The sequence below is a fragment of the Salicibibacter cibarius genome, assembly GCF_016495725.1.
GTDB classification, from domain to species: domain Bacteria; phylum Bacillota; class Bacilli; order Bacillales; family Marinococcaceae; genus Salicibibacter; species Salicibibacter cibarius.
This window is the reverse complement of record NZ_CP054705.1, coordinates 2780774-2796681: the sequence shown is the minus strand read 5'-3', so window position 1 is coordinate 2796681 and position 15908 is coordinate 2780774. Positions and strand designations below refer to the sequence as shown.

At 47.1% G+C, this 15908-nt stretch carries 16 protein-coding genes; 14 read left to right on the top strand and 2 right to left on the bottom strand.

Going from position 1 to position 15908, the window contains the following annotated elements:
• The first annotated feature begins 27 nt into the window (after positions 1–27).
• The 13 genes from HUG15_RS14200 (at position 28) to HUG15_RS14140 (ending at position 13009) form a co-directional block, all read left to right on the top strand.
• On the top strand, positions 28–1203 hold the full coding sequence (locus tag HUG15_RS14200; protein ID WP_200123728.1) for an acyl-CoA dehydrogenase family protein: 1176 nt from the start codon (positions 28–30) through the stop codon (positions 1201–1203).
• Positions 1204–1277: 74 nt separating this feature from the next.
• On the top strand, positions 1278–2033 hold the full coding sequence (fabG, locus tag HUG15_RS14195) for a 3-oxoacyl-ACP reductase FabG (protein WP_200123727.1): 756 nt from the start codon (positions 1278–1280) through the stop codon (positions 2031–2033).
• Between the two features lie 15 nt (positions 2034–2048).
• Entirely contained in the window at positions 2049–2498 is a 450-nt protein-coding gene (locus tag HUG15_RS14190) for a MaoC family dehydratase N-terminal domain-containing protein (protein ID WP_200123726.1), read from the top strand.
• Complete coding sequence (locus tag HUG15_RS14185) at positions 2495–2896, top strand: MaoC/PaaZ C-terminal domain-containing protein (protein ID WP_200123725.1); 402 nt, start codon at positions 2495–2497, stop codon at positions 2894–2896. Before HUG15_RS14190 ends, HUG15_RS14185 begins: the two co-directional genes overlap by 4 nt.
• Positions 2897–3435: 539 nt before the next feature.
• Positions 3436–4176 (top strand): 2-phosphosulfolactate phosphatase, encoded by a 741-nt coding sequence (locus tag HUG15_RS14180; RefSeq protein WP_211202226.1) that lies wholly within the window; start codon positions 3436–3438, stop codon positions 4174–4176.
• Complete coding sequence (locus HUG15_RS14175) at positions 4173–5219, top strand: phosphotransferase family protein (RefSeq protein WP_200123723.1); 1047 nt, start codon at positions 4173–4175, stop codon at positions 5217–5219. Before HUG15_RS14180 ends, HUG15_RS14175 begins: the two co-directional genes overlap by 4 nt.
• A gap of 5 nt (positions 5220–5224) precedes the next feature.
• Positions 5225–6430: an acyl-CoA dehydrogenase family protein gene (locus tag HUG15_RS14170; RefSeq protein WP_200123722.1), complete on the top strand. Its 1206-nt coding sequence runs from the start codon at positions 5225–5227 to the stop codon at positions 6428–6430.
• 15 nt (positions 6431–6445) lie between these two features.
• The gene (locus HUG15_RS14165) at positions 6446–7225 is read left to right on the top strand and encodes an SDR family oxidoreductase (RefSeq protein WP_200123721.1); all 780 of its coding nucleotides are present in this window, start codon (positions 6446–6448) and stop codon (positions 7223–7225) included.
• Positions 7226–7237: 12 nt separating this feature from the next.
• Positions 7238–7993 carry an SDR family NAD(P)-dependent oxidoreductase gene (locus HUG15_RS14160; RefSeq protein WP_200123720.1) on the top strand — a complete coding sequence of 252 codons (756 nt, stop codon included), beginning with the start codon at positions 7238–7240 and terminating at the stop codon, positions 7991–7993.
• Positions 7994–8010: 17 nt separating this feature from the next.
• Entirely contained in the window at positions 8011–8997 is a 987-nt protein-coding gene (locus HUG15_RS14155; protein WP_200123719.1) for an NADPH:quinone oxidoreductase family protein, read from the top strand.
• A gap of 87 nt (positions 8998–9084) precedes the next feature.
• Positions 9085–11034, top strand: a complete 1950-nt coding sequence (locus tag HUG15_RS14150) for an AMP-binding protein (RefSeq protein WP_200123718.1) — start codon at positions 9085–9087, stop codon at positions 11032–11034.
• 322 nt (positions 11035–11356) lie between these two features.
• Positions 11357–12535: an iron-containing alcohol dehydrogenase gene (locus HUG15_RS14145; protein WP_200123717.1), complete on the top strand. Its 1179-nt coding sequence runs from the start codon at positions 11357–11359 to the stop codon at positions 12533–12535.
• Positions 12536–12601: 66 nt separating this feature from the next.
• Positions 12602–13009: an acyl-CoA thioesterase gene (locus HUG15_RS14140; RefSeq protein ID WP_200123716.1), complete on the top strand. Its 408-nt coding sequence runs from the start codon at positions 12602–12604 to the stop codon at positions 13007–13009.
• A gap of 93 nt (positions 13010–13102) precedes the next feature.
• Here the strand turns inward: HUG15_RS14140 and HUG15_RS14135 are convergent, their stop codons facing one another.
• Both HUG15_RS14135 and HUG15_RS14130 read right to left on the bottom strand, forming a co-directional pair.
• Positions 13103–13672 carry an Rpn family recombination-promoting nuclease/putative transposase gene (locus tag HUG15_RS14135; RefSeq protein ID WP_246516662.1) on the bottom strand — a complete coding sequence of 190 codons (570 nt, stop codon included), beginning with the start codon at positions 13670–13672 and terminating at the stop codon, positions 13103–13105.
• Positions 13673–13815: 143 nt separating this feature from the next.
• The gene (locus HUG15_RS14130) at positions 13816–14787 is read right to left on the bottom strand and encodes an Rpn family recombination-promoting nuclease/putative transposase (RefSeq protein WP_200123715.1); all 972 of its coding nucleotides are present in this window, start codon (positions 14785–14787) and stop codon (positions 13816–13818) included.
• A 345-nt stretch (positions 14788–15132) separates the two neighbouring features.
• Here HUG15_RS14130 and HUG15_RS14125 point away from each other — a divergent pair, with 345 nt between their 5' ends.
• Positions 15133–15903, top strand: a complete 771-nt coding sequence (locus HUG15_RS14125; RefSeq protein ID WP_200123714.1) for a sulfite exporter TauE/SafE family protein — start codon at positions 15133–15135, stop codon at positions 15901–15903.
• The last annotated feature ends 5 nt before the right edge of the window (positions 15904–15908 follow it).

Genomic DNA, 15908 nt, shown 5'->3' with positions numbered 1-15908 from the left:
AAAATTTACATGTAGGAGATGAAACCGATGGATTTACGCTTAACCGAAGAACAAAAAATGGTCCAAACAACGATCCGCAAATTCGTAGAAAAAGAACTGATGCCGTTGGAGAATGATGTCTTGCGCAATGAACGGGAAGGAAAACCGAGCCTTCCGGAAGGAAAAATCCGCGAACTGCAACAAAAAGCGAAAGACGCCGGTTTCTGGGGCATCAATACGCCGGAAGAATATGGCGGCGCTGACCTCGGCCAAGTCATGTACGCGATCGTCATGATGGAAGTGTCGAAGACGTTCGTCCCGTTCACGTTCGGCGGTTCCGCCGACAATATTTTGTATTACGGCAACGAAGAACAAAAGGAAAAATACTTGCTCCCGACGATCAGCGGTGAGAAACGATCTTGCTTTGCCATGACGGAACCCGGCGCCGGGTCTGACACGCAAAACATTAAAATGACCGCGGAAAAAGACGGTGATGAATGGGTGCTGAACGGCGAGAAAACGTTCATTACCGGCGGCAATGAAGCCGACTTTGTCATGGTGATCGCGATTACGGACAAAGAAGCGCACGCGGCAAACGGTCGGGACGGCACGACCTGTTTCATCGTGGAACGGGAGATGGGCTGGAAATCCGAATACATTGACACGATGGGCGAATGGGGACCGGCGGCGCTTATTTTCGACCAAGTGCGCGTCCCGGAAGAAAACATTCTCGGCGAGTTGCATCGCGGTTATGACCTCGGGCTTGAATGGATCGGCTTCGCCCGCTGGATTGTTGGGGCGCGCGCGGTCGGATCGGCCGAACGTTTGCTTAATATGGCGATCGAGTATTCCCAAGAAAGGGAGACATTCGGAAAACCGATATCGACGCGCCAGGCGATCCAGTGGCAAATTGCGGACTCCGCGGTTGAACTTGAAGCAGCCAAATGGTTGGTGCTCAATGCCGCTTTCAGCTTGGACAACGGCGAAGACAATCGCCACTATGCGTCGATGGCAAAATTGTATGGAGCGACGAAAGGAAATGACATTATTGACCGTGTGATGCAAATCCACGGCGGGATGGGCTACACAAAAGAACTTCCCATTGAACGCTGGTACCGGGAAGCCCGGCTTTGGAGAATCTATGACGGCACCGACGAAATCCAACGCCTGATCATTTCTCGTAACCTATTAAAAGGAAACGTTAAACTCGGGCAACACATCTAAGTTGTTGCCACGTGTTTGGTGCGGTTCTATTTTTCATGTAAAATATAATTAAATCTAGGATAGGAGTGGAAGATATGACACATTTTTCAGGACGAACAGCATTTGTAACCGGAGGAAGCCGAGGCATCGGGCGCGGAATCGTCGAGCGTCTCGTCAATGACGGCGCGAAAGTGGCCCTCATCGATGTCAATGAAGAGGCGCTGGCAGAGGTGCGGGATTACTTTTCCGGTCAAGATGTTTTAGCCATTAAAGCAGACGTCACGAATCGTGCCGAAGTGGAAACGGCGATGAAAGAAGCGCATGACGCGTACGGTTCCATCGATATTCTCGTGAACAATGCCGGTGTCATCCGCGACAACATGCTTTTTAAAATGAGCGAAGACGATTGGCAAACGGTGATGGATGTTCACCTTAAAGGCTCGTTCAATGCCGCGAGCGTGGCGCAAGGGTACATGGTCGAGCAAAAATACGGGCGCATTATTAATCTATCATCGACATCAGCGCTCGGGAATCGCGGCCAAGCCAACTATTCGACGGCGAAAGCAGGTTTGCAAGGATTCACGAAAACGCTGGCGATTGAACTTGGGAAGTTCGGCATCACGGCGAACTGCATCGCCCCCGGTTTCATTGAAACCGACATGACGAAGGCGACGGCCGAGCGCATTGGCGTTCCTTTTGAAAAAATGGTGGAGGCACGTGTCGCGGAAATTCCGGTGCGCAAAAGCGGCAAAGCGGAAGATATCGCGAACGCGGTGGCATTCTTCGCCGATGAACGTTCGTCGTTCGTGAGCGGGCAAGTCATCTATGTCGCCGGCGGACCGAAAGATTAAAGGAGGGTTGAGCTCATGTTTGAAGAGGCAATCGGAAAGGGATCAAATAAGGTGAGAAATACGGTCGAACGGGGCGCCGTGCGCAAATTCGCCGATTCGATCGGCGACGCGCACCCGATTTTCGTCGATGAAGAAGCTGGGAAGGCGTCCCGCTACGGGGACAACATCGCGCCGCCGACGTTTCCGCGCGTGTTTGATTACGGGGAAATTACCGGTTTGAACTTGCCGAGCAAAGGACTCATTCACGGCGAGCAAATCTATCATTATGAACGTCCCCTTCTCGTCGGCGAAGACATCCATTGCTGGACGGAAGTGAAAGATTACAAAGAAAAAGCAGGCAAAAGCGGCACGATGGGCATTCTCAGCCTCGAAGGAAAAGGCGAGGACAGCGAGGGGACGCTTGTTTTCCGCGCTGAACAAGTCGTGATTATTACCGAAGCGGTCAGAAAGGGGATGGAGGCATGAGCGCGATTGCAGAAAAACAGACCGGCGATACGTTGACGTCGATTACGTTGCCTCCGGTAACACGGCTCGACTTAATCAAGTACGCCGGCGCATCCGGCGATTATAACCCGATCCATACGATTGATGGAGAAGCTGAAAAAGCGGGGTTGCCCGGCATCATCGCCCACGGCATGTGGACGATGGGCAACCTGTCTAAACTCTTCACCCCTTACTACGAAGAAGGGTTCATCGAAACGTATCAAATCCGTTTTCGCGGCATGGTTTTTTTGGATGACGTAATTTCTTTGCACGCGGAAGTGAGCGAGCAAACCGAAGGGAAAATCACGTTTAATGTGAACGCGAAAAATCAAAAAGAGGAAGATGTTTTGAAAGGAAAGGTCGTTTTCAAGACTTACTAGGAAAAACAAAGAGGGGCTAATAAAATGCATGGTGCCCCTCTTTCTTCCAGCAGGTTTGAAAACGCTTTATTCTGATGTTGGAAGATTATAGGATGAGGTCATATATTTGATTGACATCTAGTGCAGAACGGCTGAAATAAGTGATCACACCGTTTCCGCCCCGATATGAGACTAACTGTTTTGAGGACCTAACGACTTCCGAAAACCAGAGTTAGGTCGCCAAAAGATGTCGTTGACGACCTAATGACTTCCGAAAGCCGGGGTTAGGTCGTCAAAAGCTCCCGTTGAAGACCTAACGACCTCCAAAAGCAGGAGTTAGGTCGCCAAAGCTCGCTCTCGTTAGTGATTTAAAATAATCTTCGAAAGCCGGAAGGAAACCGCCAATAGGCATAAACGAACCGAACCAATCATTAGAAGGTTTCAAGTGTGATTGAGCGATTCAGCCACGTTGCACTAGGGAGACGCGAACCCCGTTCTCGTCCCCCAAAGGAAAGATCCGCTCTTAGCCTAACTTCGAAAAGGTGGTGAAAGCATTCAACATGGAAAAATGCCGTTTATGGTTATCGACAGAAGAAATTAAACAAGAAAGCTTGCAGGGCGCGACGGTAGTTGTGATTGATGTGCTTCTCGCGACAACGACACTCGTCACCATTATGGAACGGGGTGCCCGGCGTATTTTTCCCGTTTCAAGCGTCGAAGAAGCGCAACAATTAAAAACAAAACTCGATCACTCATCCGTCCTTACCGGCGGAGAACTTGGCGGCCAGCCTGTTGAGGGGTTTGATATGGCCCATTTGCCGGACGAGTACACGCCTGAACGCATCAAAGACCATGATATTGTCTTTTTATCGTCCAATGGCACACGGGCAATTATGAAAGCAAAAGATGCGGACACGTTGCTATTGGGAAATTTGCGAAACGCATATGCGATCGCGGATCATATTAACCGGAAAGCTCCGGAAGAAGTTATCATCATCTGTGCAGGCTCGCTCGGTCAATTTTCTCTGGAGGATTATGTATGTGCAAACCTTATCCTTTCACAGCTTAACGTTGGGAATGCCCATCTGAATGATGCCGCTGTGTATGCGCGACACCAACGTTTTGATCCCGATCATGTCGCGCAACTTGTGGCACAAGGACGCGTTGGGCGTAATTTCGGGAAACTGGGGTTGGATGAGCTCTTCGAGTTCGTGGTAGACGTGGGGACCTCATCGTCAATTGTCGAGCTTCATAACGGAGTTGAATTAGGATTTACGTCCATCGGGGGTGAAACAAAATGAGCCAATCTGTGCGCAGCGGAGAAGAACTGGACATAGCGAAAGTAAAAACATTTTTGGACAAACATCTGGATGACATTCCCAAAGATGAACCTTTGCAAGTCGAGCAATATTACGCCGGAGCGTCCAACTTGACGTATCTTTTATCTTGCGGGGAGTGGCAAGGGGTCTTGCGCCGCCCGCCTTTCGGTCCGCTCCCTCCGAAAGCTCATGATATGAAACGGGAGTACGGGATCCTTTCTCGTCTCAACCCTGTCTTCCCGCTGGCTCCAAAACCATATGTACTCGGGGAAGATGATTCCGTCATGGATGCCACGTTTTACGTCATGGAACGAAAACAAGGCGTCGTCATTGATCAATCGTTTCCCGAAGGGGTACAGGTAACGGAAGCATTATGTCGGGAACTCTCCTACACATTTATCGATACGTTGGCCGACTTACACCAAGTAGACGCAGAAGCCGCCGGCCTTCATACGTTCGGACGTCCGAAAGGGTTCATGGAACGCCAGGTTCACGGTTGGCTGAAACGTTATGAACGTGCCAAAACCGAGGATATTCCCGAATATGAAAAACTGAAAAAATGGTTCGTGGACAATATTCCGGCGGACGGGGAGACGACAGTGATTCATAACGATTTCAAGTTTAACAATCTATTATTCTCAAACGATTTGCGTCAAGTTGAAGCGGTCGTTGATTGGGAAATGGCAACGATTGGGGACCCGCTCTTTGACCTTGGGGTTGTTCTTAGTTATTGGGTGCAAGCGGATGACTCGGCGTTATTACAGGCTCCGCCGCAAACAATCACGAAGCACCACGGGTTTTTAAGCCGCCGGGAACTGATTGATCGGTACGCCGAAAAAAGCGGGCGGGATTGTTCTTCGCTTCATTTTTATCAAATTTTTGCTTACTTCAAATTAGGCGTGATTGTTCAACAAATTTATTTTCGCTGGAAAAACGGACAAACGGAAGATGAACGGTTTAGAACTTATGGCGACAGAGCGACAAATTTAATCAAGTACGCTTGGCATATATTAAATGAGGGGTGAATTATATGGATTTCGGTTTGTCGGAAAAAGTGAAAGATTTGCAGAAGCGGGTGCGTGAGTTCAAGGAAAAGGAAATTGACCCGAATGAAAAAGTGTTTGAAGAACAATTAAGTCAACAGTCGACGCGTTGGCAGTCACCACCAATTATGGAAGAAATGAAGGCAAAAGCAAAAGAAGCAAGCTTATGGAATCTATTCTTGCCGGAAAGTGAATATGGCGCAGGACTCACGAACGTCGAATACGCGCCGTTATGCGAGATCATGGGACGTTCGTCGATCGCGCCGGAAGTGTTCAATTGCTCGGCGCCGGATACCGGCAATATGGAAACGCTCGTCCGTTACGGGTCGGAGGAGCAAAAGAAACAATGGCTCGAACCGCTTTTGGAAGGAAAGATCCGCTCCGCGTTCGCGATGACCGAGCCGAACGTTGCTTCGTCTGATGCTACAAACATCGAAACGCACATCAAGAGCGACGGCGACGAGTATGTCATCAACGGTCGCAAATGGTGGACGTCGGGCATCATGGACCCGCGTTGTGAAATCATGATCGTGATGGGGAAAACCGATCCGGATGGGCCGAAATATACACAACAGTCGATGATTTTAGTGCCGAGAGACACGCCTGGCGTTACGGTCCGCCGACACTTGCCGGTCTTCGGCTATGATGATGCTCCCGAAGGACACGGGGAAGTGGAATTCGATAACGTTCGCGTCCCGGCTTCGAATATTCTCTGGGACGAAGGCAAAGGTTTCGCGATTGCCCAAGGTCGCTTGGGACCGGGGCGAATTCACCACTGCATGCGCCTTATCGGCGTAGCGGAAAAATCGCTTGAAGCGATGTGTGAACGCGTCCAAGACCGCTCCACATTTGGTAAACAGCTCTCCGAGCAGGGTGTCATTCAGGAATGGATCGCCGATTCCCGCGTCGAAATCGAACAAGCGCGACTACTCACGATGAAAGCTGCTTACATGATGGATACCGTCGGCAATAAAGAAGGCCGCACGGAAATAGCCATGATCAAGGTCGTCGCGCCGAACATGGCCCTACGCGTCATTGATCGTGCCATTCAAGCCCATGGCGGCGGTGGAGTGACTGAAGACTTTTCACTTGCCAAATCATGGGCATCAGCGCGCACGCTCCGTCTCGCGGACGGCCCCGACGAAGTGCACCGCCGCACGATCGGGCGTTTGGAACTGAAAAAATACCAATAATTTGGGGGCCTTTCAATGACGACAATGGATTTATTTGACATAAGCAGCCAAACCGCGATCATCACCGGCGGCGGCCGGGGCCTTGGCGAATGGATGGCGGAAGCGCTCACCGACGCGGGCGCGAATGTTGTATTATGTTCCCGGAAAGAAGAGGCATGCATCGAAGTGAGAGACCGGATCAACGACAAAGGAGGCAATGCCTTAGCTTTTCGTTGTGACGTCACCGACGAGGACGACGTTCAGCAGGTCGTAGACGCGACGATGGACCATTTTGGCAGTATTGAGATTTTGGTCAATAACAGCGGCACGTCGTGGGGCGGTTTTAACCCTGAAGATATGCCGGTCGACAAATTCCAAAAAGTCGTCAACGTCAATCTCGTCGGCACCTTCATCATGTCTCAGGCTGTCGGAAGAAAAATGATCGAAACTAACACGCAAGGACGCATCATCAATATCGCGTCCGTCGCGGGACTGAAAGGTTCAAATCCCGAAGTAATGCAGGCGATCGGTTACAACGCGAGCAAAGGCGGCGTGCTCACCTTTACGAAAGATTTGGCCATCAACTGGGCGCGGCACGGCATTACCGTCAACGCTATCGCCCCCGGCTTTATCCCGACGAAAATGAGCAAAGACGTCATCGAACCGATCAAAGATCAAATGATCGCGAACGTCCCTTTGCAACGGCTCGGGGAAGCGGATGATATGCGCGGAACGATCGTCTATATGGCATCGCGGGCAGCGTTATTTATGACCGGCCAAACGATCGTTCTAGATGGCGGCGGGACGGCAAAATAGGAGGATTGCGAGATGAGATTGGAAGGAAAAACAGCGATCGTGACCGGCGCCGGCTCCGGCATCGGTCGCGCGACGGCGAAGGAATTTGCCCGCGAAGGAGCTAAGGTGATCGTCGGTGATATTGACGGACCATCCGGGGAAGCGACCGCCGCGGACATTGAAAAAGACGGCGGCGACGCACATTTTGTCAAGGTAAACGTCGCGGATTATGAAAGCATGAAAAACCTCGTCAATCAAGCGGTGGCGCACTTCGGCAAACTGGACATTATGCATAACAATGCCGGCATTAACAGCCCGCCCCACAGCGTAATGGACATGCCCATCGATGACTACCAAGATGTCGTGAATGTGAACCAAAATGGAGTTTTTTATGGCATTAAAGCGGCAGCGGGCGCCATGAAGGAAAATGGGGGTGTCATCGTTAACACTGCCTCCATCTACGCGTATATCGCGGATCGAAATCGCTTCGCCTACCATGCAAGCAAAGGCGCCGTTGTCTCCATGACGAAGTCGGCAGCTTTAGACTTGGCCCGGCATAACATTCGGGTAACGGCCATTGCACCGGGGCTTATTGAAACCGAAATCGTATCTGAATGGAAAAAGAACCCGGAAGTATGGGGCAAAATTGAAAAAGCACAAATGCGACGCAAAGCTGGAAAGCCGGAAGAAGTCGCGAAACTGGTGACATTTTTGGCAAGCGACGATGCCTCGTTTCTGAATGCCCATGTGCATTACGTGGACGACGGCGCGGCAGCGTTTAAACGATAAAAAAAGGAGTGGAATGAATGCGCGCGTGGCAAGTAAAAGAACTCGCGGATCCCGATCAGGCACTGGCTTTGGAAGAGGTCGAAAAACCTGCTCGGGAAGAAGGACAGGTGCTCATTAAAACACAAACAGCAGCATTAAATTTTTTCGATATCCTATTATGCCAAGGGAAATACCAAGAAAAACCACCGCTCCCGTTTACACCGGGCGCGGAAATCGCGGGAACGGTAGAAGCAGCCGATGACGGAAGTGCTTTTCAAGTCGGGCAAAAAGTATTGGCGAGACCTGCGATGCCCGCCGGCGGTTTCGCGGAATGGGTCTCGGTCCCGGAAGCCTCCGTTTTCAGCGTCCCGGAATCGATGCCCTTTGAGGAAGCGGCCGCCATGTACATCACGTATCAAACCGCTTATTATGCCCTGCACGATCGCGGAAACATCAAAGAGGGTGAAGTTTTGCTCGTTCACGCCGGGTCCGGCGGCGTAGGTTCAGCCGCGATTGAACTAGGGAAAGCCGCCGGCGCACGCATCATTGCAACAGCAGGCGGCTCGGAGAAAGTACAAGTATGCAAAGATCTAGGCGCCGACATCGCCATCGATTACAGAGCGGAAGATTTCGTCGACACTGTAAAAAAAGAAACAGATGGCCGCGGGGCTGATGTTATCTTCGACCCCGTCGGCAGTGACACCTTTGATCGCTCACGAAAATGCATTGCCTTCGCCGGCCGCCTACTCGTCATCGGCTTTGCAGGGGGAAGAATACCTGAAGCCCCCGCCAACCACGCATTGGTGAAAAACTACTCGATCGTCGGCGTTCACTGGGGTTATTTTGCCAGGCTTTACGAACAGGAAATGGTAAATATCCACAAAACCCTTTGTTCCATGTATGAAGAAGGCAAAATCAAGCCGTTGATTTATGAGCAGTATCGCTTTGAAGAAGTACCACACGCGTTAAATTTGTTGGCGGATCGGAAGACGTACGGGAAATTGGTTGTGAATGTGGGTGAATGATTTTGGATGGAAAAAGGTGCTTGAGCAGTCATTAATGCTGTTCAAGTCTTTTCTTTACAGGAGCTTTTAGATGAGTGAGGTAATAAAATGAGTGTGAACCCCGTATGGTTTCCAACTGAGGAAACAATGCAACAGTCGCCGCTTTACGAGTGGATCAAAGAACTCGGGTTTGAAAGCTATGAAGCGTTATATGAAGCTTCGATTCGGGATATCTCGTGGTTTTGGGGAGAAGCAGAAAAGAGAACCGGTATTGAATGGTTCCAACCCTATCAGCAAGTTGTGGATTTTAGGAAAGGAATGGCATGGCCATCTTGGTTTGTCGGCGGAAAATTGAATGTCGCACACAATTGTCTGGAGCGATGGGTTAAAGATCCCGAAATCGCTAATCGCCCCGCTATCATCTGGGAACGGGAAGATTATAAGCGTGAGACATATACGTATGCCGAATTGAACGACTGGGTGAATCAAGTTGCTAACGGCTTAAAACAACAGGGCATTTCTAAGGGTGACAGAATTGTCATCCAAATGCCGATGATTCCCGAGATGGTCGTTGCCGTTCTTGCGATCATTAAATTAGGTGCTATTTTTGTGCCCAGTTTTTCAGGTTTTGGTGCAGATCCAATCGCTAAAAGGCTTGATCATTCCCAGGCAAAAATGCTTATCACAGTAGACGGGTATTTAAGATCAGGAAACGTATTTCCGGTGAAAGAAGTGGTGGATGAAGCTGCTTCAATGGTTTCTTGTGTGGAAAAAGTCGTTGTAGTGACAAGGATGGGCAGAGATATCCCTTGGATGGAGAATAGAGATATGGAATGGGTCGAACTAGAAAGTGGCATAGAGCATTTTGAGGCGGAACCAATGGACAGCATGGATCCTTGCATGGTGATTTATACATCAGGGACGACTGGCCGACCGAAAGGTACGGTTCATAATCATGGCCCATATGCAGTAAAAGGAGCTTTCGGCAATGGCGATCGGCAACCGGGAGGCAGTGGCGGCGTGAATTTCTGGATAACGGATATGGGTTGGATAATGGGGCCTTCCCATGTTTTTGGCAGTCTGCTGAGTGCCTCAACGATGCTCCTATATGAAGGATCCCCTACAAAACCGGGCATTGACCGTCTATGGGAATTAATCGATCGCCATCAGGTTACCTATCTAGGGATTGCTCCGACGTTGATTCGTTCCCTCATGCAGTACGGTGAAGAGCCTGTGAAAAGACATGATCTTTCAAGCTTAATGGCTATTGGGTCGACAGGAGAGCCTTGGAACCCGGAACCATGGCACTGGCTGTATGAAAAAGTGATCAACAAACGATTCCCTATCATAAACTTTTCCGGTGGAACAGAAATCGGCGGGGTGATATTGACGAACATATCCCTCAAGCCGATAGCACCAGCCAATTTTAATGCACGAGCGTTCGGGATGGATGCGCAAGTCTATAACTCATCAGGGGAGCCTGTAGTGAACGAAACCGGGGAACTGGTACTAAGACAGCCGTGGTTAGGCATGACCGATGGGTTCTGGCAGGATCCGGAGAGATATGAAGAAACCTACTGGCAAAAATGGGAGAATACGTGGGTTCATGGCGATGCCGTGATTCAAGATGAAGATGGCTATTGGACGATTTTCGGTCGATCTGACGATACGATGAATATAGCCGGCAAACGTTTAGGACCGGCAGAAGTGGAATCCATTATTGTGGATCACCCCGCTGTCCTTGAATCAGCCGTTATTGGCGTACCGGACGCCGTGAAGGGAGAAGCCCCCGTTTGTTTTGTCGTGCTCAATCAAGGCAATGAAGCGACAAAAGCTCTAATGGACGAACTCATGGAGATGATTAGCAATCGTCTTGGAAAGGCTCTAAGTCCAAAGGCAATTCACGCGATATCCGATCTCCCCAAAACAAAAAATGAAAAAATTAAACACCGAACGATCCGGAAAGCTTACTTAAAGGAAGACCCCGGTGATTTAGATTTACTAGTTAACCCGCAAACGATCGAGGAGATAGGGGAAATTACAGTAGGGAGCGGGTAACCTGGGTTTTAATATTGTATGATCTTTATTGGCTGCTTTGTTTTATCAGTTCACACGATGTATTACACACCGTTGGAACAGTCCTTATCAGGAATATAGAACCAAAACTCTCTAGTAGGAAAAACCCATATGTACCATTAGCCGGTATATGGGTTTTCCTTTTAAAAATGTATATGTGTATCGTCAGTCATTCATATTTACATCATCTAACTAAATGATCAGTATCCCTCCGAAGTGGAGGTCGTCATCTATCGTCACTCGGTTACAGAAAACCGTCGACATTGGCGAATTATCATGATAAAACACTCGAGGAGCTGTTATTATGTCTCATTCTTTTGTATCCCCTCTAAAACTTGTATCAGGGGAAGGGGGGATCCGAAAGGTTCCGTCGCTCATTCATTCTTTTAATGCCAAAAAAGTAATGGTATACGCCGATCCGGGTGTTATTGATGCAGGTGTTGTTCAAAAACTTGAAACGCACCTACAAGAGCAGGGAGTAGAGTATCAAGTTTATTCAGAGCTTGTACCGGAACCTCCGTTAGATATAGGCAATAAAGCTTTACAGGCGGTAAAGGCATTTGATGCCGATCTTGTCATTGGAATTGGTGGGGGGAGTTCTCTTGATATTGCAAAGGCCGCCGCAGTATTAAAGGACCATGAAGGGAACGTGGAAGATTATTTAAATCTATCCGGCACAAAATCAATCAAAGCGAAGGGTTTACCGAAAATACTCATTCCCACAACATCCGGTACTGGCGCAGAAGTAACCGATATTGCGGTTTTTTCTTTAGAAAATACGAAAGATGTCCTCACGCATGAATATTTAATTGCTGATGTGGCAGTGGTGGATCCTGAATTGACCTATACGGTCCCACCGAAAATCACAGCTGCTACCGGCGTTGATGCACTCACCCACGCGGTTGAATCATTAACGTCTGTTAACGCGACACCTCTAACCGATGCGCTGGCATTAGATGCGATTGAGCGTATTTCTTCCAGCATTCGTACTGCTGTATGGAATGGGGGAAATATAGAAGCACGCAGTAATATGGCGTGGGGAAGCATGATTGCCGGTTTAAGTTTTTATAACGCCGGGGTGGCCGGCGTCCATGCACTTGCCTATCCATTAGGAGGCGTTTATAAAATTCCACATGGGGAAGCAAACGCAGTACTGCTTCCATATATATACGATTATATTTGGCCGTCATGCATTGATAAAATGACTGTCATGGCCGAAAAATTAGGGATAAATACAGAATATACGAGTAAACGTGAAGCAGCCATCGCCGCCGTTCGTGAATTGAGAAATATCGTGAAAGATGTTGGTATTCCGAGCAAATTACATTCATTTGGTGTTAAAGAAAATGATTTGGACTTGCTCGCGGAAGAAGGCATTAAACAGAAAAGATTACTAGATCGAAGTCCCATGCCATTTACTCAGGATGATATTCGGGATCGATATAGATCTGCTTTTGAGGGTGAATTAAAATTTGGTGAATAACTATTTGTTGTCTCCTATGCAATGAGCCAACCCCTTGAGGGCACTGAGAAAGGAATGGTTATAAAGATGTACAAAACAATCATAGAACCCAGAGTGTCTGAAACAGACGGCGTTGGCCATATCAATAACACCACCTTACCCGTCTGGCTGGAAGCAGCACGGAATCCAATTTTTAAATTGTTCACACCGGATGATTCATTTGCAGACTGGCGAATGATTATCCTCCATACATCGATTGATTATGTAAGCCAGATTTATTTCGGAACAAATGTTGACGTGTACACCTGGGTAAAGCGGATCGGGAAATCAAGCCTGGAATTATATGAAGAGATTCATCAAAGCGGCACGATTTGCGCCCGAGGAAAAGCGATTTATGTAAACTATAATAAGGAAGAACAGAAACCAGAGCCTATTCCAACAAGGATTAGGAAGGAGTTGGAAGAACATTTGTATGAACGTGAGGGTGAGCATTAGATTGACGATAAAACAGCCATGACCACCATGCTGCCAGGGTTATTGGCTGTTTCGTTTTGTCAATTCATACGATGCATACACGTGACTTGGATGTTAAAGATCACTGTTCATTTCCTGCTGAATTCGCTTGACTGTTTCCACATCAAGCTCTGTGCCTTTCGCTACATCGTTAATGTCCATTCCCATTGCTAAAAATCTACGGGCATTCGCTTCTTTTGCCTTTTTCTCACCTCTTTTTTCTCCTTCTTCCCTCGCTTCTTTTTTTTCGAGTTCTGCTTCACGCCGAGTGGCTTCCTCATCCATAATTTGTCTTGTGCGTCCTTCGTAGGCTACGCGTTGTTCTTTTGTTGAACTAAGCTCCTCCCAGTTTTGGAAAGCGCTGTGTAATGTGTCGTCTTTCATTGCAATCTCCTCCAGTTCCTTGTAGATGTCATCATAGACTTTGTGGTTTCGGTGATCAACCATTCCGAGCATTAGCAGCCATCTGGCAAGGACATCATTCCATGGGTCGAGTTTGTTAGCTTTCCAATCTTTGATTAGTTTGGTCATTTCGATAAAATGAAATTCCATGACATCGGTTAATTGGAATTTTGCCTCGTCTTCATATAAATGGTACGTAGTATGGAAGCGCTGGGTTACGTCAAATAAATCAAAATTGAGAATATTAATGGCGATTACCGGGCGTATAGTTTAGACTTCTGTAGCTAAATTGACGATAAAACAGCCATAACCCCATATAGGCAGGGTTATTGGCTGTTTCGTTTCAGACGCTGTATTATACACGCCCTTTGGTTGTGACTTGGGTGTTAAAGATCATTGTTCATTTCCCGCTGAATTCGCTTGACTGTTTCCACATCAAGTTCTGTGCCTTTGGCTATATCGTCAATGTCCATTCCCATTGCTAAAAGTCTACGGGCATTAGCTTCTTTCGTCTTCTTCTCACCTTTTTCTTCGCCTTCTTTCCTTCCTTCTTCCCTCGCTTCTTTTTTTTCAAGTTCTGCTTCACGCCGAGCGGCTTCCTCATCCATAATTTGTCTTGCGCGTCCTTCGTAGGCTACGCGTTGTTCTTTTGTTGAACTAAGCTCCTCCCAGTTTTGGAAAGCGCTGTGTAATGTGTCATCTTTCATTGCAATCTCCTCCAGTTCCTTGTAGATGTCATCATAGACTTTGTGGTTTCGGTGATCAACCATTCCGAGCATTAGCAGCCATCTGGCAAGGACATCATTCCATGGGTCGAGTTTGTTAGCTTTCCAATCTTTGATTAGTTTGGTCATTTCGATAAAATGAAATTCCATGACATCGGTTAATTGGAATTTTGCCTCGTCTTCATATAAATGGTACGTAGTATGGAAGCGCTGGGTTACGTCAAATAAATCAAAATTGAGAATATTAATGGCGATTACCGGGCGCAATTGTTTGTAGTTCATATTTTTTTCCAAGGGATCACGATAAATCCCTGCCCAATAATAAATCGAACGTTTAATCATGTCATACTTATTTGTAAATTGAATCTCTACATTAACAGATTCACCGGAATCTGTGGTCACTAACAAATCCAACCTGGACTGTTTATCATCGGCGTATTCTCCGCCTGCTTCCGTGTTTGCGAATGTAATATCTTTGATGCGATCTCTGCCTGTTTTTTGCAAAATGGCATTCAAGAAAACAACTGTAATGTGTTTGTTCTTTTCGTTGCCAAAAAGTTGTTTGAAAGCAAAATCTATCTTGAGGTCCATAAGCTGATCGAGTGGGATTCGTTTCAGTATTTTGGGTTGCATCCTTATGCCACCTTGTTATGGTCTTAGTGATAGTTATTATAACATAATTCAGAGATAAAGGATGAACGTAATTGAATGATGAATAGCGATTACTATTGCATTTTTTTAAACATTATTGTAATGTTGACATACTAATCGGTTAGTATCGCCGGGTGGCATCCAGTACGGGAAAGAAAGCTCTTAAACTCGACATCTTTGTGTTTCATAGGGACATAGGGATAGAATACACGCAATTTATGACTGTATGCTAATTTATTATGGGATATAACAATTGGATCATGAGACGCTATTTCCTACTTTTTTATGAAATAATTAAAACAACAATACAAAAAGTAGGGAACTGGCATGTTTATTTTACTCATAGTCCTTGGTTTTTTAGCAAGCGCTTACGGGATTATTGTTGGTGCGGGAGGCGGTTTTATTCTTGTGCCAATGCTTTTGCTCTTTTATAATATTTCTCCTCAAATGGCTGCCGGTACAGGATTAGCAATTGTGTTCCTTAATAGCGTTTCTGGTTTGTATCCTTATTTAAAACAGCAAAGAGTGCAGTTGTATGAAGGTACATTTTTAGGTTTAGCTGCTATTCCGGGAACACTTTTGGGAAATTGGCTGGTTAACGTTGTAAATGAACAAACGTTTTATTATGCTTTTTCCGTATTGCTTGTTGGACTCGGACTTTTTTTATCCATTAAAAAAACCCCTGAGATCTCAATGGATACAGAGGAGTTTCAACAAGAAACAGCAGCAGCTAAAGAACAAAAAAGTAGAAAGATTTGGCTAACTTTAGCGGTAGGTATAATGATTGGTGTTGTATCTTCATTTTTTGGAATTGGTGGGGGATGGTTACTTGTTCCAATTCTAGTGTATCTTTTTCAATTAAATATGCATAAGGCAACAGCAACATCTATTTATGCCTTATCAATCTATTCCTTAGTAGGTTTAGCTGCTCCCATAATACGCGAAGACATTGACTGGGAAATATTACTATGGAGTGGTATAGGGGTATTAATTGGATCGCAAGTTGGGGCCTTGATTTCAAAACGATTAACTGCTTCAACTATTACTAGAATGTTAGCTGTAATTGTAATTCTAATTGGCATAACCTTGTTAGTTTAAAGGGA